Here is a 22,491-nt window from a genome sequence, read left to right as displayed (position 1 = left end):
GCGGTGGCTCTGCTGCATTGATCGCCGTTTCAGGGGCATCAGGCAGTGCATGAATGCGAACGCACTGTCGACGAACGCGCGAGGTCAGGCGAGAAGAGCCGCGCGGAGCCGCGCCATGGACGTCGGGGCCCGCGCGGGCTTCGTCGCGCGCGGCGTGATCTACCTCCTGGTGGGGGTCCTGGCCCTGCGCATCGCCTTCTCCGACGGGGGAGGAAAGCAGGCCGACCGCGGCGGCGCCATCGCGGAGATAGCCGAGAAGCCTTTCGGGAACGTGCTGCTCTGGGCGCTCGGTGTGGCGCTGGTGGGGATGGCCCTGTGGCGCCTCTCCGAAGCGCTGTTCGGCCAGGCCGGCGCCGACGGAGACAAGCCCGGGAAGCGCGCCATGGCTGCGGCGCGGTTCGTCTTCTACGCCTTCGTCTCCTACTCCGTCCTGTCCTACGCTGCCGGCGACAAGTCGAGCGGCAGCGGGTCCAGCGACCGCCAGACCGACGACGTCACCGCGCGTGTCCTCGAATGGACCGGCGGCCAGTGGATCGTGGGGATCGCCGGAGCCGTGGTGACGGGCGTGGGCCTCTGGATGGCCTTCCGCGCTCTCGCACGCAAGTACCACAAGCATCTGAAGATGGCCGAGATGTCGAAGAGGACCCGTCAGGCGGTCGACGTCGTAGGCGTGTTCGGCGGCACCGTCCGGGGCGCGGTCTTCGCCACGGCGGGCGGATTCGCCATCGCCGCGGCCATCCAGCACGAGCCGGGCCGGGCCAAGGGCATGGACGACACCCTGCGCTCCTTCACCGAGACGCCCGCGGGCCCCTGGCTGCTCGTCCTCATCGCGCTCGGGCTGGCCGCCTTCGGCCTGTTCTCCTGGGCCAACGCCCGCTGGCGCAAGGTCTGACCGGAAGGCGGCTCCGGCCCGTCAGTCGAGGCCCCTGGCCTCCTTGAAGCGGGCCAGCCCCTCCGACAGCCCGACGACCGGCTCCGGATAACCGGAGCCGGACCGCTCCCTCGCCGGCCGTTTCCAGGGCTCGAACACCGCGGAACCGGAAACCCCGGCCAACTCGGGTACCCAGCGCCGCACGTATGCGCCGTCCGGGTCGTACCGCCTGGCCTGCGTCACGGGATTCAGTACCCGGTTGGGCCGGCTGTCCGTCCCGGTGCCCGCCACCCACTGCCAGTTGAGCTGGTTGTTGGCGATGTCCCCGTCGACGAGCAGGTCCAGGAAGTGACGTGCTCCGGTCCGCCAGTCCACGTACAGCGTCTTGGCGAGGAAACTCGCCGCGAGCAGCCGTCCACGGTTGTGCATCCACCCCTCATGGCGCAGTTGCCGCATCGCAGCGTCCACCAGCGGGTAGCCCGTGCGGCCCTCCTTCCAGGCGTCCGTGTCGCCCGCCACCGCGTTGTCCGTGCGCCAACGGTCATGCCGGGGGCGGTAGTCCGTCCGGGACGCGCCGGGGCGGGCGGAGAGAACCTGATGGTGGAAGTCCCGCCAGCACAGTTGCCGTACGAACGCCTCCGCGCCGGCGCCTCCGGCGGCGCGGGCGAGGTGCACCAGCTCGACGGACGACAGGGTCCCGAAGTGCAGGTGGGGCGAGAGCCGTGAGGTCGCGTCTCCCGCGAGGTCGTCGTGGAGGTCCTCGTACGCGGTGATTCCGCTGCGGCGCCACGCGTTGACACGCTTGCGGCCCGCCACCTCGCCGCCCTCGGCCAGGCCGGGGGAGAGCCCCTTGACACCGGTCCGGGAAGGCAGCGCGAGTGACCCGGGGCCCTCCGGCACGCGCACGGTGCGAGGGGCCCGGAACGGCTCGCGCAGCCCTTCGGCGGACCACTTGCGGAAGTAGGGCGTGAACACACCGAAGTGGTCCTTCCCGGAGCCCGAGGGAACCAGGGCTCCGGGGGCGACCGCGGTGATCACAGCATCGTGCACCCGCACACTGCAGCCCGTGGACCCGAGCGCCTCGCGGAGCCGTTCCTCGCGGCGATGGGCGTAGGCGCTCACGCCTGCCGCCATGTGCACCGAGCCCGCGCCGGTCTCGGTGACGACGCGGCCCACCTCCTCGGCCACGTCGCCCTTCCGCACGATCAGCCGCCCACCGCGCTCGCGGAGCCCCGCGTCCAGGTCGCGAAGACAGTCGGCGAGGAACGCACGCCGGTTGGGGGCGTCGAACCCGGCGGCCTTCACGGCCTCGTCGAGGACGAACAGCGGCACCACCTCGTCGGCGGACGCGAGCGCGGCGTGCAGCGGCGGATGGTCGTGGAGACGAAGGTCGGAGGTGAACAGGACGACGGCGGTGGTCATGCCGGACCACCCGACCTTCCCTGATTCGCCGCCCGCGCGATGTTGCGGGCCATCCCGCCGAAGACCACGGCGTGGAACGGCGAGACGCTCCACCAGTAGGCGTGGCCGAGGAGCCCGAGAGGATGGAAGATGGCCCTCTGCCGGTAGTGCGACCGGCCGTCCTCGCTCGTCTCCGCGTACATCTCCAGCCAGGCCAGGCCGGGCAGCCGCATCTCGGCGCGCAGCCGGAGCAGACGGCCAGGCTCGATCTCCTCGACCCGCCAGAAGTCCAGCGAGTCCCCGACCCGCAGCCGCTGGGCGTCGCGCCTGCCCCGGCGCAGCCCCACACCACCGACCAGCCGGTCCAGCCATCCTCTGAGGGCCCAGGCAAGGGGGAAGGAGTACCACCCGTTGACCCCGCCGATGCCCTCGATGACCCGCCACAGGGCCTCGGGCGAAGCGTCCACGTCGAGTTCGCGGACGTCCGTGTAGAGGCTGCCTCCCGCCCAGTCCGGGTCGGTGGGGAGCGGATCGCTGGGAATGCCCGGGGTGGAGGCGGAGGACCACCGCGTGGTCACGTTGGCCTCGCGCACCCGCTTCAGAGCCAGGGTCAGGGCCTTGTCGAAGGAGAACGGCTGCCCGGGGCCGTCCGGGACGTACTGGGCGATGTCGTGTTCGTTGCACACCACCTCGTACCTCAGCGACTCGGCGAGTGGACGGGCGAGCTGACGGGGGACGGGGGTGACCGCGCCGATCCAGATGCTTGACAGCCCCGGACTCAGCATCGGCACCGGCAGGATCACCCGGCGGAGACCGGCCACCCGTGCGTACTGCTCCATCATGTGGCGGTACGTGAGGACGTCGGGACCGCCGACGTCGAAAGCGCGGTTCACATCGGCGGGCATGTGCGCGCTGCCGACGAGGTACCGCAGGACATCCTCCACCGAGATCGGCTGGATCCGGGTGGAGACCCAGCTGGGGGTCACCATCACCGGCAGTCGTTCGGTGAGGTAGCGCAGCATCTCGAAGGACGCCGAGCCCGAACCGAGAATGACCGCCGCGCGCAGCACGGTCGTCGGCACGCCGGAGTCGAGCAGGATGCGCCCGACCTCCGCGCGCGAACGCAGGTGAGGGGACAGCTCCCGCGCCGGTACGTCGTCGGGGGTGAGCCCGCCGAGGTACACGATGCGTCCGACGCCCGCTGCCCGCGCCTGTTCACCGAAGATGCGGGCGGCCTCGCGGTCGGTCTTCTCGAAGCCCGGCCCGCCGGCCAGCGCGTGCACCAGGTAGTAGGCGACGTCGATGTCGCGCATCGCCGCGGCGACGGAGTCCGCGTCGGTGACATCCCCCTTGGTCACTTCCGCGTCCCCCGCCCACGGGTAGTCGCGGAGCTTCTCCGGGCTGCGTGCCAGGCAGCGCACCCGGTGGCCGGCCTCCAGGAGCTCGGGCACGAGCCGGCCCCCGATGTATCCCGACGCGCCTGTCACCAGACACCGCAATACGCCGCTGTCGTCCTTGCCGCTGTCGTCCTTGCTCTCGCTCTCCATGACCCCTCGCTCCGGCTGGTGTGTCCTGCGTCCACCGTGTCCCGGTACTGAGTATTCCGCTTGTCGATGGCACTCCAACACGCCGAAGCCCACCCCAGGGATGGCGGAGTGGACATCAGTGCGGGCGGGGAGGGTGGCGGGCTCGCGGGTCCTCCTTCTTGAACACCATCGTGGCGTTCACTCCTTCTTCCGTACGCGGGAACGCGTTCGGCCGTTCTTCTAGGCGGCTGTCGAAACGTAAAGGCCGGATGAGCTGCGCAAGCGGTCTTCGCGTGATCTCCGTATGCGTCCTGCCGAGGAAGTCCGGAAGTCATCGCACCCGGCCTAGAATGAGGCGGTGGACAGAGCAGACGACGCTCGCGACGTATCGCGCTCGGAAGCGACGGGAGTGTCGGACCTTCAGGCCCTCGCCGTGGAGCTGCGCCGGATGAACGGCGAGATCAACCGTCTGGTCCACGCCTTCGCGCATGCCCAAGGTCTCCACGCCACCGACGTGCAGGCGCTCGGCGCGATCCTCGACTCGGAGGAGCCCCTGACCCCCGGCCGGCTGCGCGAACACCTAGGCCTGACCTCCGGTGCGGTTACCGCGTGCCTGGACCGGCTCGAACGCGCCGGCCATATCCGGCGCGCGCGCGAGAGTGCGGACCGGCGGGTCGTGCATCTCCATTACGAGTCCGGGGCCAAGGCGGCCGCACGCTCGTTCTTCATGCCCCTCGCCCAAGCGGCTGCGGGTGCGCGCTCCCGGTCCGAACCGCAGGAGCTCGCGGCGGCGCTGCGTTTTCTCGGTCGTATGAACGAAGAACTTTCCGGGATGCAGGTCCCCCGGCGCTGAGTCGGGGCCATTCGGGTAGGCGGTGGAGAACGACTCGGTTCGGCATGTAATCTCAATCATTGAGATACATCACTATTGAGAGATCGCGGCCGACCCTGGAGTGCCATGTCCACCGCATCGAAGCCGGTTCGCCGGCTGATTCTTGTACCCGTCTTCCTCGTCCTCGCCTGGCTGGTCGTCGGGGGAGCGTTCGGCTCGTACGCCGGGAAGCTCGGGGAGGTCGCCACCAACGACCAGGCGGCGTTCCTGCCGCAGAGCGCCGAATCCACCCGTGTCATCGGCGCCCAGAAGGCGTTCAGCAAGCAGGAGACCGTACCCGCGATCGTCGTCTGGACGTCCGAGGAGGACGGCGAGCCGCTCGGCGCGGCGCAGCGGAAGGCTGCGACCGCCGCGCTCACCTCGGTCGAGGGCGGGCCCGGAGTGGCCGGCAAGGTCAGCCCCGCGCTGCCGTCCAAGGACGGCAAGGCGCTGGAGGGCGTCGTCCAGCTCCGGCCGGACCTCGGGGACGAACTCCCCGACGCACTCGCGGACATCCGGACCGCTGCCGAGCGCGTCCCGGGGACGGTGGTCCAACTCGCAGGCCCCGCCGCCTCCCAGGCGGACCTGTCTGACGCCTTCGCAGGCATCGACGGACTGCTGCTCGGAGTCGCCCTGGTCACCGTGCTCGTCATCCTGCTCCTGGTCTACCGGAGTGTCCTGCTCCCCCTGATCATCATCATCGGTGCGGTCTTCGCACTCGGTGTCGCCTGCGCGATCGTCTATGTACTGGCGGATCACGATGTCGTCCGGGTCGACGGGCAGGTCCAGGGCATCCTGTCGATCCTCGTCATCGGTGCCGCGACCGACTACGCCCTGCTGCTCACCGCCCGGTTCCGCGAGGAGCTCGGACGACTGCCCGACCGGTGGACCGCGATGCGCGCCGCACTCCGCGAGTCCGCCGGCCCGATCGTGGCCAGCGCCGCGACCGTGGCACTGGGACTGCTCGCCCTCCTGCTCAGCGACCTGACGAACAACCGGGCATTGGGGCCGGTGGGTGCGATCGGCATCGTGTGCTCCGTCCTGAGTGCTCTCACCTTCCTGCCTGCCGTGCTCGTCCTGCTCGGCCGGGCTGCGTACTGGCCCTCCGGCCCGAAGAAGGGGGAGACGCAGCCCGATTCCGGTTCGACGGGGATCTGGTCGCGGATCGCGGCGCTGGTCGACCGTGCCCCGCGCAAGGTGTGGGCCGTCACGCTGATCGGCCTGCTCGCCTGCGCGGCGTTCATGCCGACCCTGAACTCCAAGGGCGTGCCGCTGGAGGAGATCTTCGTCAACGACGCACCGTCCGTCGCCGCGCAGGAGACCTTGAGCCGGCACTTCCCCGGCGGCTCGGGCAACCCCGCCGTCGTCATCGCCGACGCGAACCGGTCGCAACAGGTCGTCGAGGCCGCCGAGAAGGTGAACGGCGTCGCGAGTGCCTCCGTGCTGACGACCTCGGGCCGCCCGGGTGGTGGGGAACCGCTCGTCGTGGACGGCCGGGTGCGCATCGACGCCACGCTGTCCGCCGCGGCGGACAGCGACGCCGCCAAGGAGACGGTCACACGACTCCGCGAGGCGGTACACGCCGTACCCGGGGCCGAGGCGCTCGTCGGTGGCTACACGGCGCAGCAGTACGACACGCAGAGGACCGCCGAACACGACCGCAACATCATCGTGCCGGTCGTGCTCGTCATCATCCTCGTCATCCTGATCGGCCTGCTGCGGTCCCTGCTGATGCCGGTGCTCCTGGTGGCGACGGTAGCCCTCAACTTCCTCGCCACCCTCGGAATCTCGTCGCTGGTGTTCCGCCATGTCTTCGGGTTCAGCGGCACGGACTCCTCCGTCCCGCTGTACGGATTCGTCTTCCTGGTCGCGCTCGGCGTCGACTACAACATCTTCCTGATGTCCAGGGTCCGGGAGGAGTCCCTGATCCACGGCACCAGGCAAGGTGTGCTGAGGGGACTGACCACCACGGGTGGAGTCATCACGTCCGCCGGTGTCGTCCTGGCGGCGACCTTCGCCGCCCTTGGCGTCATTCCGCTCGCCTTCCTGGTCCAGATCGCGTTCATCGTCGCCTTCGGTGTCCTCCTGGACACCCTCGTCGTGCGGTCCCTTCTGGTGCCCGCTCTGGTCAGGGACATCGGGCGCACCGCATGGTGGCCCGGCGCACTGAGCCGGGACGACAAGGAGACGCAGGCACCTGACGGAGTGAAACCTGTGGCATAGCCTGGCCCGATGCCGACCGGGAAGATCGAACTGCACGTCCATCTCGAGGGTGCGATACGTCCGGCCGCGCTGCTGGAGATCGCCCGGCGCAACGGGGAGGCTCTTCCGGCGGACACGGTCGAGGGCCTCACCGCGCTCTACACGTTCACCGACTTCCGGCACTTTCTCGACGTGTGGCGGATGACCACCAACTGCCTGCGCAGGGCTGACGACTTCCGCCAGGTGGTGGTGGACTACGCACGAGAGGCGAGCGGCCACGGCGCCGTGTACATCGAGGCAATCTTCTCGCCGGCCGAGCGGATGGAGTCCCACGGCATCGCGTGGGACGAGATGTACACGGGCTACGCCGAGGGGGCGGTCGAGGCGCGGGAGAGGTTCGGGGTGACGGTGACGTTCACCCCGGACCTCTACCGCGGCTGCCCGGTCGAACTGGCTGAGGAGTGTGCCGTGGTGTCCGCGCGCTACCGGGACCGGGGAGTCGTCGGAATCGGCATCGGCGGGGATGAACGGCGAAGCGCGCTCGCCCCGTACACCACCGCCATACGGATCGCGCGGGACGGCGGCCTCGCGTTCGTCCCGCACGCGGGGGAGACCGACGGGCCGGAGTCCGTGCGGGAGGCGCTCGCCCTGGGCGCAGCCAGGGTGCGGCACGGATTTCGGGCGGCCGAGGATCCGCACCTGCTTGCGGAGATCGCCGAGCGTGGTGTCGTGCTCGATGTCTGTCCGACGTCCAACCTCCGCACCGGTGTGGTCGCGGACCTCTCCGGGCATCCGCTGCCCCGGCTGCGCGCAGCCGGAGTGCACTGCTCGATCAACACGGACGACCCCGCCATGTTCGGCACCGATCTCGGCCGTGAGTACGAACGTGCCGCACGGTTGGGTGTGACCGCCCAGGACGCCTATGCGGCTGGCCTCGCCGGAGCGTTGTGCGACGACGGCACCCGGCAGAGGCTCCGGCGCGGGGGAGCCGCGACCTGACCGTACTCCGCGGAGCACAGGCCCTTCCGCGACGCGGCGGAACATGACCGGGGCGCTGCGCAAGTGAGGTGCGGGGCTCAGCAGGTCCGTGCGGTTGCGTTCGTCGTTGCTCATGAGCCAACCGTGACAGTGGCGTGCGCGCCGTACCTCCCCAGCGAGTGGGACGCGTCTCCCTCCGGCGGGGGAGGCCCCGGCGGAGGACGACCGAGAGCATTGACCAAGAAGCTCCCGCCGCTCTTCCCGAATGCGTCGTACAAGCCTTCGACGCTCTCTCCGTGAACCTGCGGGAATCCGCGCAGGCCGGGTCCGCGCCGCACAGCACCGAGCAAGGAACTACCTGATGACCACCAACCTTCCCACCGCTCAGCAGGCGGAGTTCGACGGCAGAATCGCCCTCGTCACCGGCGGCGCCTCCGGTATCGGCCTGGCCCTCTCCCGTCGGCTCGCCGCGAGCGGCGCGACCGTCGTCGTCGCCGATCACAACGAGGTGAGCGCCCGCAAGGCGGCCGATGGTCTGGTGGCCGCGGGCGCCCGTGCGGCCGCCGTCGTCCTCGACGTCACCGACCCCGCCTCCGTCGAGGCCGGCGTGCAGTTCACCGTCGACACCTTCGGAGCCCTGCACCTCGCCGTGAACAACGCGGGCGTCGGCGGTCCCGCCCAGCCCACCGGCGCGTACGGCATCGAGGACTGGAACAGGGTCGTCGCCACCAACCTCAGCGGCGTCTTCTACTCGATGCGCTACGAGATCCCCGCCATCCTGGCCGCCGGAGGCGGCGCCGTCGTCAACATGTCCTCGATCCTCGGCACCAACGGCTTCGCGAACTCCCCGGCATACGTCGCCGCCAAGCACGGTGTCGTCGGTCTCACGAAGACCGCCGCACTCGAATACGCGGCCCACAACATCCGCATCAACGCGGTGGGGCCCGGCTTCATCGACACCCCCCTGTTGCGTGACACCGACGGTCCGGCCCGCGAGCACCTGATATCCCTGCACCCCGCGGGCCGCCTCGGAACCTCGGAGGAGGTCGCCGAGCTCGCCGCGTTCCTGCTCTCCGACCGGGCGTCCTTCATCCACGGCAGTTACCACCTCGTCGACGGCGGCTACTCCGCCTCCTGAGCCCCGAGTGGCACGCCGCCGTCACGGGGGTCACAAAGGAAGCACGGAGAACGAAGGAGAGTCATGAAGGCCGTCCAGTACCGCACCGTCGGCGCAGCCCCCGAGGTCGTCGACATACCGGAACCCGTAGCGGGCCCGGGACAGATCCTGCTCAAGGTCAGCGCGGCGGGTGTCTGTCACTCCGACATCGCCGTGATGAGCTGGCCCGCCGAGGGGTTCCCCTACGACCTTCCGCTCACGCTCGGTCATGAAGGGGTCGGCACGGTCACCGCGCTCGGTGAGGGTGCCGTCGGTGTGTCGGTCGGCGACGCCGTCGCCGTCTACGGCCCCTGGGGCTGTGGCACCTGCGTGAACTGTGCGGAGGGCCGGGAGAACTACTGCCTGCGGGCCGCGGACCTCGGCATTCACCCACCCGGGCTGGGCAGTCCGGGTGCCATGGCCGAATACATGATCGTCGATGACGTCCGTCATCTGGTGCCGATCGGCGGCCTCGACCCGGTCAGGACGGTCTCCCTGACCGACGCGGGACTCACGCCTTACCACGCCATCAAGCGCTCGCTGCCGAAACTGTGTCCGGGTGCCACAGCGGTGGTCATCGGCACCGGCGGCCTCGGCCACGTCGCCATCCAGCTGCTGCGGGTCATGACGGCGGTACGGGTCATCGCCCTCGACGTCACCGAGGAGAAGCTCGCACTCGCGCGCGCCGTCGGCGCCCACGAGACCGTGCTCTCCGACGAGAACGCCGCCGCCGCGGTCCGCGAGCTCACGGGCAGCATCGGTGCGGAGGTGGTCCTCGACTTCGTCGGCGCCGAGCCGACGGTGAAGACGGCGGGCGCGGTCGCCTCCATCGACAGCGACGTGACCATCGTCGGGATCGGTGGCGGGCTGCTGCCCGTCGGATTCGGAGTCCTGCCCTTCGCCACGTCGGTCAGCGCGCCGTACTGGGGGTCGCGCAGGGAACTCGCCGAGGTCATCGAGCTCGCCCACGCCGGCTCCGTCGAGGTGCACGTCGAGACGTACTCCATCGACGAGGCCCCGCTCGCCTACGAGCGGCTGCACGCGGGCAAGATCAACGGCCGCGCGGTGATCCTGCCCAACGGCTGATCGCGGACCGACAGCCCGCCGGGCTCCCTTCAGGGCCTCCCGGCGGGCCGTTCGTCTGCCCGCACACTGCTGGTGCAGCCGTCACCCTGCCCGCCGGCTCAGGGGCTGCCGTCATCGCATCGGTCCGGGTCAGGGGGCTGTCGTCACCGCATCGGTCCGGGTCAGTCGCACCGGCTCGGTCCCGGACGCACTGTGCCGTTCCGCCCAGTTCTCCAGGGCCGTGCGGCAGGCATGGTCCAGGTGACTCAGGCCGGACAGGTCAAGTGAGATGGGCCGGTCGTCGGGGAGGGCCTCCAGGCTGTCGAGTATCTTCGGCAGGCGCAGGAAGGTGGCGTTGCCGGACAGCCGTGCCCGAATGCAGCCGTCGCTGCGGTCGACGACCTCCAGCTTGATGTGCGAGGCGTCCCAGGCGGCCTTGGCGACCGATAGTGCCAGTCCGGTCAGAACCCCCTCGAACATGTTGACCGCAACGATCGCCACGGCGGTGACGACGAGGATCAGCGCCTCGCCCCGGTGCTCGCGCCACAGCGTCACGATCGCGCGCAGCGGGATCAGCTTCCATCCGGCGTGGATGAGGATGCCGGCCAGCGCCGGAAGGGGGATGAGCTCCAGCGCGGAGGGAAGCAGGGCTGCGAAAAGGAGCAGCCAGACACCGTGCAGCACGCGTGAGGCCTTGGTCCGCGCACCTGCCCGCACGTTGGCCGAACTACGGACGATCACGGCGGTCATCGGGAGTGCGCCCAGCAGCCCGCACACCGTGTTTCCGGCACCCTGGGCCATCAGTTCCTTGTCGTACCGGGTGCGGGGTCCGTCGTGCAGCCGGTCCACCGCGGCCGCGCTGAACAGGCTCTCGGCCGAGGCGATCAGTGTGAACGCGGCGATGGTTCCCAGGAGCCCGAACATCGCCGCCCCGCCGAGCTCGTCGAAAGCGGGGAGTTGGACGGCGTCGAGCACGCCCTGGACCCGCACGGTGGCGACGGGCAGACCGAACACCAGCGTGAGCACCGTGGCCAGGGCGACCGCGGCGAGTGCGCCCGGAACGGCGCGTACTCGCTTCGGCGTCCTGTTCCACGCCGCCACCAGGACGATGGTCCCGGCACCCATCGCCAAGGACGTGAGTGCGGCTGTGCTGGACGCCGCCTCCGCGACCATGCCGGGAAGCCCGGTGATCTTGCCGGTTCCGGTGCGCGGGGCCACGACGCCGGCGGCGGCGTAGAGCTGGCCTGCGATGAGGACGAGGCCGATGCCCGCCAGCATGCCCTCCACGACGGAGACGGAGATGGCCCGGAACCAGCGGCCGAGCCGCATCGCACCCATGGCGAGTTGCAGCAGCCCCGTCGCCAGCACGATGACACCGAGTGCGGCCGGCCCGAAGGACTGCACCGCCTCGAAGACGAGCACGGTCAGGCCGGCGGCAGGCCCCGAGACCTGCAGACTGCTGCCACGCATGACGCCCGTGACGAGCCCGCCCACGATGCCGGTGATCAGCCCCAGCTCAGCGGGAACCCCGGACGCCACGGCCACGCCCACGCACAGGGGCAGCGCGACGAGGAAGACGACGACGGACGCGGCGAAGTCCTGCCGCAGATAGGGAAACTTCGTTTCACGGTCCATGGCGGCGCTCACCCCGTGGGGCGGGGCGCCGGGCGGACGTCGCCGGGCGGGCGCGCCCAGGCAGCGGTGTCGCTGAAGCGTGGGACCTCTGAGGTTGAGGGATCGACGAGATGTTGCATACCAGTGGTTCCTCCTGGCGCGCCGAAGGACGGCACGTCGGTGTACGTACGAACTGGGGCTCGGGAGGGCCGCAAGACACGGCTCCGCGCCGACGTGTCACAGGGGACGCCGGCAGGAGCGGGTCTTCGAGCGCCTCGGGTCAGCTCAGCAGCGGAACACTTGGAGTACGTGCGAGGAGTGCGCGGTCGAGGATCTGGAGGTGTGCTGCGCGTTGCCCATCGCCGCGACGGCGGCGGGAGCGAGCAGGCCGGCGGTGTCATCCGCGACGGCGGACCGCGCCGGTGTGTCGACGGCGGATGCGGTGGTGGACCGATGGCGGTCCCGGTGGCGCAGGAGGCCGTTCGGCTCGCCCCGGCGATCGGGCGCGCCGCACGTGCCGTATTCCCGGTTCGGCTTCTCGGGAGCCGTTTCCGGGATCCGGTCCGCGTCAATTCCCTGAGCGGAGGCGTGGCTATGGGGGCCGGATGTACCGGCGAGCGGGAGTTGCGGCGCGAGGAGGAGGCTCATAAGGAGCGCGAGTACGAACCGGACTGCCGCTGCCCGCACTTTTCTCCTCCTCCCTCGCTCCGCACCTTCCATGCCTACTTCGTGACGCTAACAGGCGGAAGCGCTTATGGAGTTAACCCTTTGTGAAGAGTCCGGAAGTCGACGCGCGAACGAGTTGGCACGTGCGCCGGGGTGCCGATGGCCTGCGCAAGTACCACCGGCCGCGCCCTCGGTCCGCGACGACGCCTGAGACCGGCGGCGATGTGCGTGGTCACTGAATCCGGAGGTGTGTGCGGAATGCGTGATATTCGCACATCGGTTCGGTGGCACGTAGGGGGCAGTGGGCGCGACATGGCGCAAACGGAATGAAGAGCCGGTGGTCCGGAACACCTGAAGCCGAATTCGCCGTCGAATATTGGCCGCAAGGTGGAGTGCTGTGGCCGGAAATGCATGTCGGTGGGGTTCGCGTCGAGTACGTCCCTTCCTCGGCGCCCTCGGCGGGCCGATACGGGGGGCGACTGAGTTTCGCGGCCACAGCCCTCAGGCCCTGTGGGATGGCGGCCACAGCCCTCAGGCCCTGTGGGATGCTGGGCGTGTGAACCTGGAGGACCTCGTCCGGCTCCGTCGGGCCCGTGACCGGATGGACCGTGACTACGCGGGCCCGCTGGACGTGCCCGCCCTCGCGCGCACGGCCCTGATGTCGCCCGGTCACTTCTCCCGCAGCTTCCGGGCTGCTTACGGGGAGACGCCGTACAGCTACCTGATGACGCGCAGGATCGAGCGGGCCAAGGCACTGCTCCGGCGGGGTGACCTGTCGGTGACGGACGTCTGCTTCGCGGTCGGATGTACATCGCTGGGATCGTTCAGCTCCCGGTTCACCGAGCTCGTCGGCGAGAGCCCCAGCGCCTACCGGGCCCGCGACCACGTCGACGGCGCCGCCATCCCGGCTTGCGTCGCCAAGATCCGCACGCGACCGGTCAGGAATGGAGAAGCAAAACCCGAACCCCGCCCGTAGCGTGACGTGCATGGACATCAAGCTCTCGCAGTGTTTCATCGCCGTCGACGACCACGACAAGGCACTCGCTTTCTACCGGGACGTTCTCGGCCTGGAGGTGCGCAACGACGTCGGGTTCGAGGGAATGCGCTGGGTGACCGTCGGGCCGCCGACGCAGCCGGGCGTCGAGATCGTCCTCGAGCCGCCGCTCGCGGACCCCAACGCGTCGGCCGCCGACAAGGAGGTCATGGCGGAACTCCTGGCCAAGGGCCTGCTGCGCGGTGTCATCTTCAGCACCGACGACGTCGACGCCACCTTCGAGCGGATCCGCGCCGCCGGCGCCGACGTGCTGCAGGAACCGATCGACCAGCCCTACGGCGTCCGCGACTGTGCGTTCCGCGACCCCGCGGGCAACATGCTGCGCTTCAACCAGCCCCGCGAGCGGTGATTCCTCGCCCCGCAGGGGGGCGGGCGCTACGCTTCCGGGCCTGAACGCCCGGGCGGCGCCCCCGTGCACACCCCCGGGCGTCCTGGGAAAGGGACGCACGGAATCGGACGAGCCGTGCCCGGTGCGGGTCCCGCACCGGGCACGGGGCTGTATCTGCGGAGACCGCTGCCGCGGCCCCGCGTGACGGATGGAGACAGGAAGAGCATGGCCACGAGGACGGGCACGCCTACGCCCGAGCTGGACGCCGCCGACAGCCACGATCTGATCCGTGTGCACGGCGCGCGGGTGAACAACCTCCAGGACGTCAGCGTCGACATTCCGAAACGGCGGCTGACGGTGTTCACCGGAGTTTCCGGATCGGGCAAGAGCTCCCTGGTGTTCGGCACCATCGCCGCCGAGTCGCAGCGGCTGATCAACGAGACCTACAGCGCCTTCGTGCAGGGTTTCATGCCGACACTGGGACGTCCCGAGGCCGATGTGCTGGACGGGCTGACGACCGCGATCACCGTCGACCAGCAGCGGATGGGCGCCGACCCCCGCTCCACGGTCGGCACCGCGACGGACGCCAACGCGATGCTCCGCATCCTCTTCAGCCGTCTCGGCAAGCCGCACATCGGACCGCCCAGCGCCTACGCCTTCAATGTCCCGTCGGTCCGGGCGAGCGGTGCGATCACCGTCGAACGCGGGGCGAAGAAGGCAGTGAAGGCGACCTTCAACCGCACCGGCGGCATGTGCCCGCGCTGCGAAGGCAGGGGCACGGTCTCCGACATCGACCTGAGCCAGCTCTACGACGACTCGAAATCGCTCTCCGACGGTGCTTTCACCATCCCCGGCTGGAAGTCGGACAGCTTCTGGACCGTCCGGGTCTACGCCGAGTCCGGCCTCCTCGACCCGGACAAGCCGATCCGCAGGTTCACGAAGAAGGAGATGCACGACTTCCTTCACCACGAGCCGGTCAAGGTGAAGGTCGAAGGCGTCAACCTCACCTACGAAGGTCTCATCCCCAAGATCCAGAAGTCGTTCCTGTCCAAGGACAAGGAAGCGATGCAGCCGCACATCCGGGCGTTCGTGGAGAGGGCGGTCACCTTCACCACCTGCCCGGAGTGCGACGGGACACGGCTCAGCGAGGGAGCCCGGTCGTCGAAGATCGGGCGGATCAGCATCGCCGACGCGTGCGCGATGCAGATCAGCGACCTCGCGGAGTGGGTCCGCGGCCTGGACGACCCGTCGGTCGCTCCGCTGCTCACCGCGCTCGGCCGGAGCCTCGACTCCTTCGTGGAGATCGGGCTCGGCTACCTCACGCTCGACCGGCCGGCAGGCACACTGTCGGGCGGTGAGGCGCAGCGCGTCAAGATGATCCGCCACCTCGGGTCCTCGCTCACCGACGTCACCTACGTCTTCGACGAACCCACCATCGGACTGCACCCCCACGACATCCAGCGGATGAACAACCTGCTCCTGCGGCTGAGGGACAAGGGCAACACGGTCCTGGTCGTGGAGCACAAGCCGGAGACGATCGCGATCGCCGATCACGTCGTCGACCTCGGTCCCGGCGCCGGGTCGGAGGGCGGCACCATCTGTTTCGAGGGCTCCGTCGAGGAGTTGCGCGCCGGAGACACCGTCACCGGCCGTCACTTCGACGACCGGTCCGTCCTCAAGGAGACGGTGCGCAAGCCCACCGGCACGCTGGAGATCCGCGGCGCGACAGCGCACAACCTCCAGGACATCGACGTCGACATCCCCCTGGGGGTGCTCGTCGTCGTCACGGGTGTGGCCGGCTCCGGCAAGAGCTCCCTCGTGCACGGGTCGATCCCGGCCGGCGAGGATGTCGTGTCCGTCGACCAGAGTCCGATCAAGGGATCGAGACGGAGCAACCCGGCGACGTACACCGGACTCCTCGACCCGATCCGCAAGGCGTTCGCCAAGGTCAACGGCGTCAAGCCGGCACTGTTCAGCGCCAACTCGGAGGGTGCCTGTCCCACGTGCAACGGGGCCGGCGTCACCTACACCGACCTCGCGATGATGGCCGGCGTGGCCACCGTCTGCGAGGAGTGCGAGGGCAAGCGGTTCCAGGCGTCGGTGCTCGACTACCACCTCGGCGGACGCGACATCAGCGAGGTGCTCGCGATGTCGGTCACCGAGGCCGCCGACTTCTTCGGCGCGGGGGACGCCCACACGCCGGCCGCGCACCGCATCCTCGGCAGGCTCGCGGACGTCGGACTGGGGTACCTCCGCCTCGGCCAGCCGCTCACCACGCTGTCCGGCGGCGAGCGCCAGCGGCTCAAGCTGGCGACGCACATGGGCGACAAGGGCGGCGTGTACGTCCTTGACGAGCCGACCACCGGCCTTCACCTCGCCGATGTCGAGCAGTTGCTCGGCCTCCTCGACCGGCTCGTCGACTCGGGGAAGTCGGTCGTCGTGGTCGAGCACCACCAAGCGGTGATGGCCCACGCCGACTGGATCATCGACCTCGGTCCCGGCGCCGGACACGACGGTGGGCGGATCGTCTTCGAGGGCACCCCTGCCGACCTGGTCGCCGACGGTTACACCCTGACCGGCGAGCACCTCGCGGCCTACGTGAAGGCCTGACGGCCCGGGCCTCCGGGCCGTAGGCGTCGAGGGGTCCGTGACCGTCCGGTCATGCACCCCTCGACCCGATGGGGAGCCCGGCCGGACTCAGCGGCAGCGCGCGGTGAACCAACGCGCCACCGGGCAGGCGACGGCGGAGCGCCCGGGCCGTCCGGATGCGGCCGGACGGGTGAAGGCCGGCGGCCATGTTCCGGCGCCGAGGGCGCGGGGGACCGCCCCCGTCCAGGTGTCGAGGCGCTTCGGGCCCGTGGTCCGGCCCCGTGACGGCGTGGGCGGAGATTTGCCGAGGGAAGCCGCGACTTTGCAGGCTGTCCGTTGCTGATCCCCTCGGACGGGCAGTCGGTAAGGGGACAGCAGCAGTCAGCCTAGGGAAGGAAAACCGCCCCGTGTCCACCGGACTCTCGGACGACCTCAAGAAGCTCATCGACGACACCCCGGTCTTCGCCACCCTGGCCACGATCCAGCCGGACGGCAGCCCCCAGCTGTCCGTCACCTGGCTCGGCCGGGACGGGGACGACCTTCTGGTGTCCACGACGGTCGGCCGCCGGAAGGAGAAGAACCTGCGCGCCGACCCCCGGGTCAGCGTGATGATCAACCCGCCGAACGCGCCCTACACCTACGCCGAGGTGCGGGGCTCGGCCGTGCTGACCACCGAGGGCGGGCAGGAGCTGATCGACGTGCTCTCGCGGAAGTACACAGGCAAGGCCTACGCCGACTTCAACCCGGCCTCGCACGAGGACGCCGAGCGGGTCGTCGTCCGCATCACCCCGCGCAAGGTGGTGGGCTCGATCTGACACCACGGCCGTCGCGCACGACGCCGCCCGATGTGTGGCCGGTCGGCGCCGCTCCCGTCCCGTGGGTGACGGCGCGGCGCCGTCGCCGGTGCCGGTGGTGTCCTCAGTGCTCGCCGCGGATCCTGCCCTCTTGCCCGCGGGACGGCCTCGCTCTACCTTACTCCGAAGTAAGTTTACTTTCTGGTAAGGGGGTTGTCGCGGTGGCCTATCGGACTGTCATGGTCGGCACGGACGGATCGGAGTCGTCGTTCGCGGCGGTCGAGGGCGCGGCCCGACTCGCCGCCGTGTGCGAGGCCGAACTCGTCATCACCTGCGCGTACATGCCCATGCGCGGGCCCGAACTGGCCGTGGCGCAGGACCAGCTGGGCTCCGAGGCGTACCAGGTGGTGGGCTCGGCACCCGCCGAGGACACCCTGCGTATCGCCAGGGACCGGGCTCGCGGCCAGGGTGTGGTGACGGTGCGGTCGGTCGCGGTGCAGGACGAACCGGTTGCCGCCCTCGTGCGGGTCGCCCGGGAGACCTCGGCCGATCTCCTGGTCGTCGGCAACCGCGGACTGCGCTCGCTCGCGGGGCGCATCCTCGGCTCGGTGCCCGCCGACATCGCCAGGAAAGCGGGCCTCGACGTGCTGATCGTGCACACCACATGAGTGCGCCGGAGGACATACCCGCCTCGTCCGTCCCCGGCGAACCGCACCTGACCGTCGAGAAGGTCCTGCTCGGCGGTGGCCGCGTCTGGACGAGGCGGGACATCGTCGAGCGGTCCGGTGTAGGGCCCGGACGCACCGTGCAGATCTGGCGTGCGCTCGGCTTCCCCGTGGCCGACGACGACGCGAAGGTGTTCACCGACGCCGACGTCGACGCCCTGCGGGCGGGGGAGCGGCTCATCGAGGCCGGACTCATCACCGAGGAAAGCGAGACGATGATGGCGCGCGCCCTGGGACACCACCTGTCCCGGCTCGCCGAATGGCAGGTCTTCGCCCTCCGGTCCTGGGTGAACCGTGACGCCGGTGACCCCGCCGACGAAAGCGCGTGGCTGGAACGCGCGGGGCAACTGCTCCCGGAGCTGGAACTACTGCAACGGCATGTGTGGCGCCGGCACCTCGCGGCGTATGCCGGGCAGGTGCTCGCCGCGGCGGAGGACACGCCGGCCGGACACCGGGTTCCCGGACCGGGAGACCAGGGGGAAGCCCGGCCGGCGCCGTCCCACGAGGACGCCGACGTCCGCGACCGGGCGGTGGGCTTCACCGACATGGTCGGTTACACGCGCATGACCCGGGGACTGGACAGCAGGGCACTGGCCGGGGTGCTCGACCGCTTCGAGAGCCTCACGGGCGACGTCGTCGCCGAAGGGCACGGCCGTGTGGTGAAGACCATCGGCGACGAGGTGCTCTTCGTCTGCGAATCCGCTTCCGCGGCCGCCGACATCGCCCTGGAACTCACCGCGCGCGCCGCAGCCCAGCACGGCCTGCCGCAGATGCGGACCGGACTGGCGCACGGTGCCGTCCTCGGCCGCTACGGCGACGTGTACGGAGCGGCGGTGAACATCGCGGCCCGCCTCACCGCGGTGGCCCGCCCCGGCACAGTCCTGGTGGACACGGCCTTCGCAGGTGAACTCGCCGGCATGACGGCGTACGCGCTCAGGGGACTCCGCCCCGTGTCGGTGCGTGGGTACAGCAGGCTGCGTCCGGTGTTGCTGCGGCCCGCCTCAGCCCGCTAGGGGCTCCCGGGACCACACACCGAACCACTGCTCGGCGCCGTACTCCTCGAACCGCTCCACCTCGGTGAACCCCAGTCTCGCCGCGAGGCGCAGCGCGCGGTCGTTGGCTGCTTGCGTGGACAGCACCAACGGCTCGCCGGGAAGGGCGGCGGCGAACCAGGCGAGTGCGGCTGCGCAGGCCTCGGAGGCGTAGCCGCGTCCCCACGCCTCCGGGAGGAACATGTAGCCGAGCTCGGCCTCCCCGGCCTCCGGACGGACGTGGCCCGGACGTTGTGCGTCGCGGCGATCGAACGTGATCATGCCGATCATCACTCCGTCGAGGTCTGCCACGAAGAGACCGGGGCGCCGGCCGGGCACCGCGGGCACCGCGCGCTCGAGCTCATCACGACGCCGCGGGCCACCGATGTGCGTGCCCACCTCAGGCGAGGCGAACAGCTCGATGAAGGCCGCACGGTCCCGGGCCTCCGACGCGCGGAGTACGAGCCGCTCCGCCCTTATCGGGGCGGGCGGCCAGGCGGCGGGCCCAAGTGCAGTCATGGCGGGCAACCTATCGCACACCCCCATGACACCCTTCCCGGCTCAGAACCCGGGAGCAGAACTCCGGCACCTCGTTGAACACCCTTCCGAGGGCACGCTGCTCGGGCTGGCCGTCGCACCACTCTGCTGAGACTGTCGCCGACGAGCCCGACCCGGGAAAGGGCCGGCGAAGCGCTGCACAATTCCGGCCCCAACTATGCTTCGACGTTAGCTAGTTGTGGGGCCATAACATTCGGTGACGGCATTCGTCCCGGCCGACGTCGCCAGGATCTGGCTGTATTACGGGATCGGGTAACCCCGCGGGGGACGGCGCCGCGCGCCACGTCAGTGGCCGGTATGTGATTTCTGTCCGGCCGGAGCATTGCTCAGCAGGGCATCCGGCATTGCGGAGAGCACGCACGTGGCATCAGACCAGGCCGGATGAGGGCAACGGCCAGGAGAGGCGATGGTGCGGATCGCCTCGGAGAGCGGATCGCGGCCGGCCCGGCAGGCGGCTTTATCGGGACGAGACACACGTAATACCTGACGGTCCCCGTCCCGCTGGCAATGTCGCGGCGGCGGGCGGGGCGACGCGTGTCGCTGATGAGACATGTCGCAGGGTCGACACCCGGCACTAGTGACGATTCGGGCGCTGTTAGCCAATCCTTGCGGAGGGTTTCATGTTTAGCCGTACGCATCGTTTCTTTTCAGCGCAGTAGTCGCCACCACAACGGCCACGTCCGGCCTGTCTGCGCCGTCAGGTCCAACCGGGCAGCACCGAATGCCCCCTACGCAAGCTGTTCGTCGGCCGCCACCCCATGGCTGCCGCAGAAGGAGTCCGAGTGAGACCATCCCCTCGCAAGTCGGTCGCAGGCGCGCTGATAGCCGGCGCAACGGTGCTCGCTGTCACCGCGTCGTCCGGCACCGCGATGGCCGGTACGGCCCAGGCGCACGCCGGTGCGGTCCGGGTCCAGCCCCGGGCGGGCGCACTGCCCGTCCAGCTCTCAGCCGCGGAGCAGGCGAGGCTCCTCGGAGCGGCTCTGACGGGCCGGGCGGCAACCGCCCGGTCGCTGCACTTGGGAGCACAGGAACAGTTGGTCCCCAAGTCGGTCCTCAAGGACGCCGACGGCTCCGTGCACACCCGCTACGAGCGCACCTTCGCGGGACTCCCGGTCCTCGGCGGCGACCTGGTCGTGCACACGGCTGCCGACGGGGCTTCGAAGGGGGCCGACAAGGCCACCGAGGCGCGCATCAGCGTGCCGAGCACCACCGCGACCCGTTCCGCCGCATCGGCGAAGACCCTCGCGCTCGGCCGCGCCAAGGCGAAAGGGGCCACCAGCCCGACGGTGACCAGCTCCCGCAAGGTGGTCTGGGCGGCCTCCGGAGCCCCGGTCCTGGCCTGGGAGTCCGTGGTCGGTGGCCTGCAGGAAGACGGCACCCCGAGCCGGCTGCACGTCATCTCGAACGGCGAGACCGGCACCAAGCTGTTCGAGTACCAGGAGATCAAGACCGGCGTCGGCAACAGTGAGCACAGTGGCAAGGTCGACTTGGGGACCACGCTGTCGGGCTCGACGTACAGCATGACCGACAACACCCGTGGCGGTCACAAGACGTATGACCTGAGCCACCGCACCTCGGGCACCGGAACGCTGTTCACCAACTCCACCGACATCTGGGGCGACGGCACGGCGTCCAACGCCGAGACCGCCGGCGTGGATGCCGCCTACGGTGCCCAGGTCACCTGGGACTTCTACAAGGACGTGCTGGGCCGCAACGGAATACGCAACGACGGAGTCGCTGCCTACTCCCGCGCCCACTACGGCGTCGCCTACAACAACGCCTTCTGGGACGACGGATGCTTCTGCATGACGTACGGCGACGGTGACGGCGACAAGCACCCGCTGACCTCGCTCGACGTAGCCGCCCACGAGATGAGTCACGGCGTCACCAGCGCCACCGCGAATCTGGCGTACGGGGGTGAGTCCGGCGGCCTGAACGAGGCGACCTCGGACATCTTCGGCACGTCGGCCGAGTTCTACGCCAGTAACGCGAACGACGTCGGCGACTATCTCATCGGCGAGAAGATCGACCTCTACGGTGACGGCACCCCGCTGCGCTACCTGGACAAGCCCTCGCGCGACGGCCTTTCGCCGGACAACTGGTCCGCCGGTCTCGGCAATCTGGACGTGCACTACTCGTCCGGCCCTGCGAACCACTTCTTCTACCTGCTGTCCGAGGGAAGCGGGGCGAAGGTGATCAACGGCGTCAGCTACAACAGCCCCACCGCCGACGGTGTGGCGGTGCCCGGCATCGGCAGGGAGAACGCCGCCAAGCTCTGGTTCAAGGCCCTGACCGAGCGCTTCACCTCCACCACCGACTACTCAGGCGCCCGCTCCCAGACCCTGCAGGCCGCTGCCGACCTCTGGGGGGCAGGCAGCGCCACCTACAACACGGTCGCCAACACCTGGGCTGCCATCGGCGTCGTCGCCCGCGTCACGGTCAGCAAGCCCGCGGACCAGAACACGGTTGTCAAGACCCCCGCGAGCCTGCAGGTCGAGGCCGGCAGCAACAACCCAGGAGCGCTGTCGTACTCCGCCACCGGTTTGCCGGCGGGTCTGTCGATCAACGCGACCACGGGTCTGATCTCCGGGACGCCGACCGCCACCGGCCTCAGCACCGTGACGGTCAAGGTCAAGGACTCCTCCAAGGTCGCCGGTTCGGCGACCTTCGGCTGGGGGGTCTCCACGGCCGGCGGCAATGTCTTCACCAACACCACCGACGTGCAGGTGCCGGACGCCGGTGCGGCCGTGTACTCCACCGTCAAGGTCTCCGGTCGGGCCGGTAACGCGCCGAGCAGCCTGGCGGTCGGCGTCAACATCGTGCACCCCTACCGCGGTGACCTGGTCGTCGACCTGGTCGCCCCCGACGGCAGCCTCTACCACCTGAAGAAGTCCAACGGCTTCGACTCTGCGGCCAATGTCGTCGCCACCTACACCGTCAACGCCTCCAGCGAGACCGCCAGCGGCACTTGGAAGCTGAAGGTCCAGGACGCGTACCACCATGACAGCGGCCACATCAACAGCTGGAAGCTCACCTTCTGAGTGGTGCCCCGCCCCCCAGCC

The 22,491-nt window shown here is 69.9% G+C and carries 18 protein-coding genes; 13 read left to right on the top strand and 5 right to left on the bottom strand.

Features of this window, described 5'->3' with window-relative positions; all coding sequences use genetic code 11:
• Nucleotides 1-49: 49 nt before the first annotated feature.
• Entirely contained in the window at nucleotides 50-892 is an 843-nt protein-coding gene (locus OG206_RS03790; RefSeq protein ID WP_327112141.1) for a DUF1206 domain-containing protein, read from the top strand.
• A gap of 21 nt (nucleotides 893-913) precedes the next feature.
• On the opposite strand, the gene OG206_RS03785 is transcribed toward OG206_RS03790, so the two are convergent.
• Entirely contained in the window at nucleotides 914-2,293 is a 1,380-nt protein-coding gene (locus OG206_RS03785) for a cryptochrome/photolyase family protein (protein WP_327112139.1), read from the bottom strand.
• Entirely contained in the window at nucleotides 2,290-3,819 is a 1,530-nt protein-coding gene (locus OG206_RS03780; RefSeq protein ID WP_327112137.1) for an SDR family oxidoreductase, read from the bottom strand. The genes OG206_RS03785 and OG206_RS03780 overlap by 4 nt, the downstream gene beginning before the upstream one ends.
• 337 nt (nucleotides 3,820-4,156) lie before the next feature.
• Between OG206_RS03780 and OG206_RS03775 the strand changes: the two genes are divergently transcribed.
• The 5 genes from OG206_RS03775 (at nucleotide 4,157) to OG206_RS03755 (ending at nucleotide 10,091) form a co-directional block, all read left to right on the top strand.
• On the top strand, nucleotides 4,157-4,651 hold the full coding sequence (locus OG206_RS03775; protein WP_327112135.1) for a MarR family winged helix-turn-helix transcriptional regulator: 495 nt from the start codon (nucleotides 4,157-4,159) through the stop codon (nucleotides 4,649-4,651).
• A gap of 105 nt (nucleotides 4,652-4,756) precedes the next feature.
• On the top strand, nucleotides 4,757-6,892 hold the full coding sequence (locus OG206_RS03770) for an MMPL family transporter (protein ID WP_327112133.1): 2,136 nt from the start codon (nucleotides 4,757-4,759) through the stop codon (nucleotides 6,890-6,892).
• Nucleotides 6,893-6,901: 9 nt separating this feature from the next.
• A complete protein-coding gene (add, locus tag OG206_RS03765; RefSeq protein ID WP_327112131.1) occupies nucleotides 6,902-7,870 on the top strand; it encodes an adenosine deaminase in 969 nt (322 codons plus the stop codon).
• A gap of 340 nt (nucleotides 7,871-8,210) precedes the next feature.
• Nucleotides 8,211-8,987 carry an SDR family NAD(P)-dependent oxidoreductase gene (locus OG206_RS03760; protein WP_327112129.1) on the top strand — a complete coding sequence of 259 codons (777 nt, stop codon included), beginning with the start codon at nucleotides 8,211-8,213 and terminating at the stop codon, nucleotides 8,985-8,987.
• Nucleotides 8,988-9,050: 63 nt separating this feature from the next.
• Nucleotides 9,051-10,091 carry an NAD(P)-dependent alcohol dehydrogenase gene (locus OG206_RS03755; RefSeq protein ID WP_327112127.1) on the top strand — a complete coding sequence of 347 codons (1,041 nt, stop codon included), beginning with the start codon at nucleotides 9,051-9,053 and terminating at the stop codon, nucleotides 10,089-10,091.
• A gap of 129 nt (nucleotides 10,092-10,220) precedes the next feature.
• Here OG206_RS03755 and OG206_RS03750 read toward each other — a convergent pair whose 3' ends face one another.
• Together OG206_RS03750 and OG206_RS03745 are read right to left on the bottom strand one after the other, a co-directional pair.
• Complete coding sequence (locus OG206_RS03750) at nucleotides 10,221-11,705, bottom strand: SulP family inorganic anion transporter (protein ID WP_327112125.1); 1,485 nt, start codon at nucleotides 11,703-11,705, stop codon at nucleotides 10,221-10,223.
• Between the two features lie 264 nt (nucleotides 11,706-11,969).
• On the bottom strand, nucleotides 11,970-12,371 hold the full coding sequence (locus OG206_RS03745) for a hypothetical protein (RefSeq protein WP_327112123.1): 402 nt from the start codon (nucleotides 12,369-12,371) through the stop codon (nucleotides 11,970-11,972).
• Between the two features lie 535 nt (nucleotides 12,372-12,906).
• Between OG206_RS03745 and OG206_RS03740 the strand changes: the two genes are divergently transcribed.
• From OG206_RS03740 to OG206_RS03715, 6 genes are all read left to right on the top strand, one after another.
• Nucleotides 12,907-13,326 carry a helix-turn-helix transcriptional regulator gene (locus OG206_RS03740; protein ID WP_327112121.1) on the top strand — a complete coding sequence of 140 codons (420 nt, stop codon included), beginning with the start codon at nucleotides 12,907-12,909 and terminating at the stop codon, nucleotides 13,324-13,326.
• A gap of 10 nt (nucleotides 13,327-13,336) precedes the next feature.
• The gene (locus tag OG206_RS03735; RefSeq protein WP_327112119.1) at nucleotides 13,337-13,753 is read left to right on the top strand and encodes a VOC family protein; all 417 of its coding nucleotides are present in this window, start codon (nucleotides 13,337-13,339) and stop codon (nucleotides 13,751-13,753) included.
• 204 nt (nucleotides 13,754-13,957) lie between these two features.
• Nucleotides 13,958-16,342: an excinuclease ABC subunit UvrA gene (locus OG206_RS03730; RefSeq protein WP_327112117.1), complete on the top strand. Its 2,385-nt coding sequence runs from the start codon at nucleotides 13,958-13,960 to the stop codon at nucleotides 16,340-16,342.
• A gap of 386 nt (nucleotides 16,343-16,728) precedes the next feature.
• On the top strand, nucleotides 16,729-17,136 hold the full coding sequence (locus tag OG206_RS03725; protein WP_327112115.1) for a PPOX class F420-dependent oxidoreductase: 408 nt from the start codon (nucleotides 16,729-16,731) through the stop codon (nucleotides 17,134-17,136).
• Between the two features lie 218 nt (nucleotides 17,137-17,354).
• Nucleotides 17,355-17,783 carry a universal stress protein gene (locus OG206_RS03720; RefSeq protein ID WP_327122174.1) on the top strand — a complete coding sequence of 143 codons (429 nt, stop codon included), beginning with the start codon at nucleotides 17,355-17,357 and terminating at the stop codon, nucleotides 17,781-17,783.
• Nucleotides 17,780-18,853, top strand: coding sequence for an adenylate/guanylate cyclase domain-containing protein (locus OG206_RS03715; RefSeq protein WP_327112113.1), 1,074 nt, complete (start codon nucleotides 17,780-17,782; stop codon nucleotides 18,851-18,853). The genes OG206_RS03720 and OG206_RS03715 overlap by 4 nt, the downstream gene beginning before the upstream one ends.
• Here OG206_RS03715 and OG206_RS03710 read toward each other — a convergent pair.
• Nucleotides 18,842-19,390 carry a GNAT family N-acetyltransferase gene (locus tag OG206_RS03710; RefSeq protein WP_327112111.1) on the bottom strand — a complete coding sequence of 183 codons (549 nt, stop codon included), beginning with the start codon at nucleotides 19,388-19,390 and terminating at the stop codon, nucleotides 18,842-18,844. The genes OG206_RS03715 and OG206_RS03710 overlap by 12 nt on opposite strands.
• 797 nt (nucleotides 19,391-20,187) lie before the next feature.
• Between OG206_RS03710 and OG206_RS03705 the strand changes: the two genes are divergently transcribed.
• The gene (locus OG206_RS03705; protein WP_442805792.1) at nucleotides 20,188-22,470 is read left to right on the top strand and encodes a M4 family metallopeptidase; all 2,283 of its coding nucleotides are present in this window, start codon (nucleotides 20,188-20,190) and stop codon (nucleotides 22,468-22,470) included.
• The last annotated feature ends 21 nt before the right edge of the window (nucleotides 22,471-22,491 follow it).

This window comes from Streptomyces sp. NBC_01341 (genome assembly GCF_035946055.1).
Classification (GTDB): Bacteria; Actinomycetota; Actinomycetes; order Streptomycetales; family Streptomycetaceae; genus Streptomyces.
Note: the sequence above shows the minus strand (reverse complement) of the source record. Positions and strands in the feature narration are given on the sequence as shown.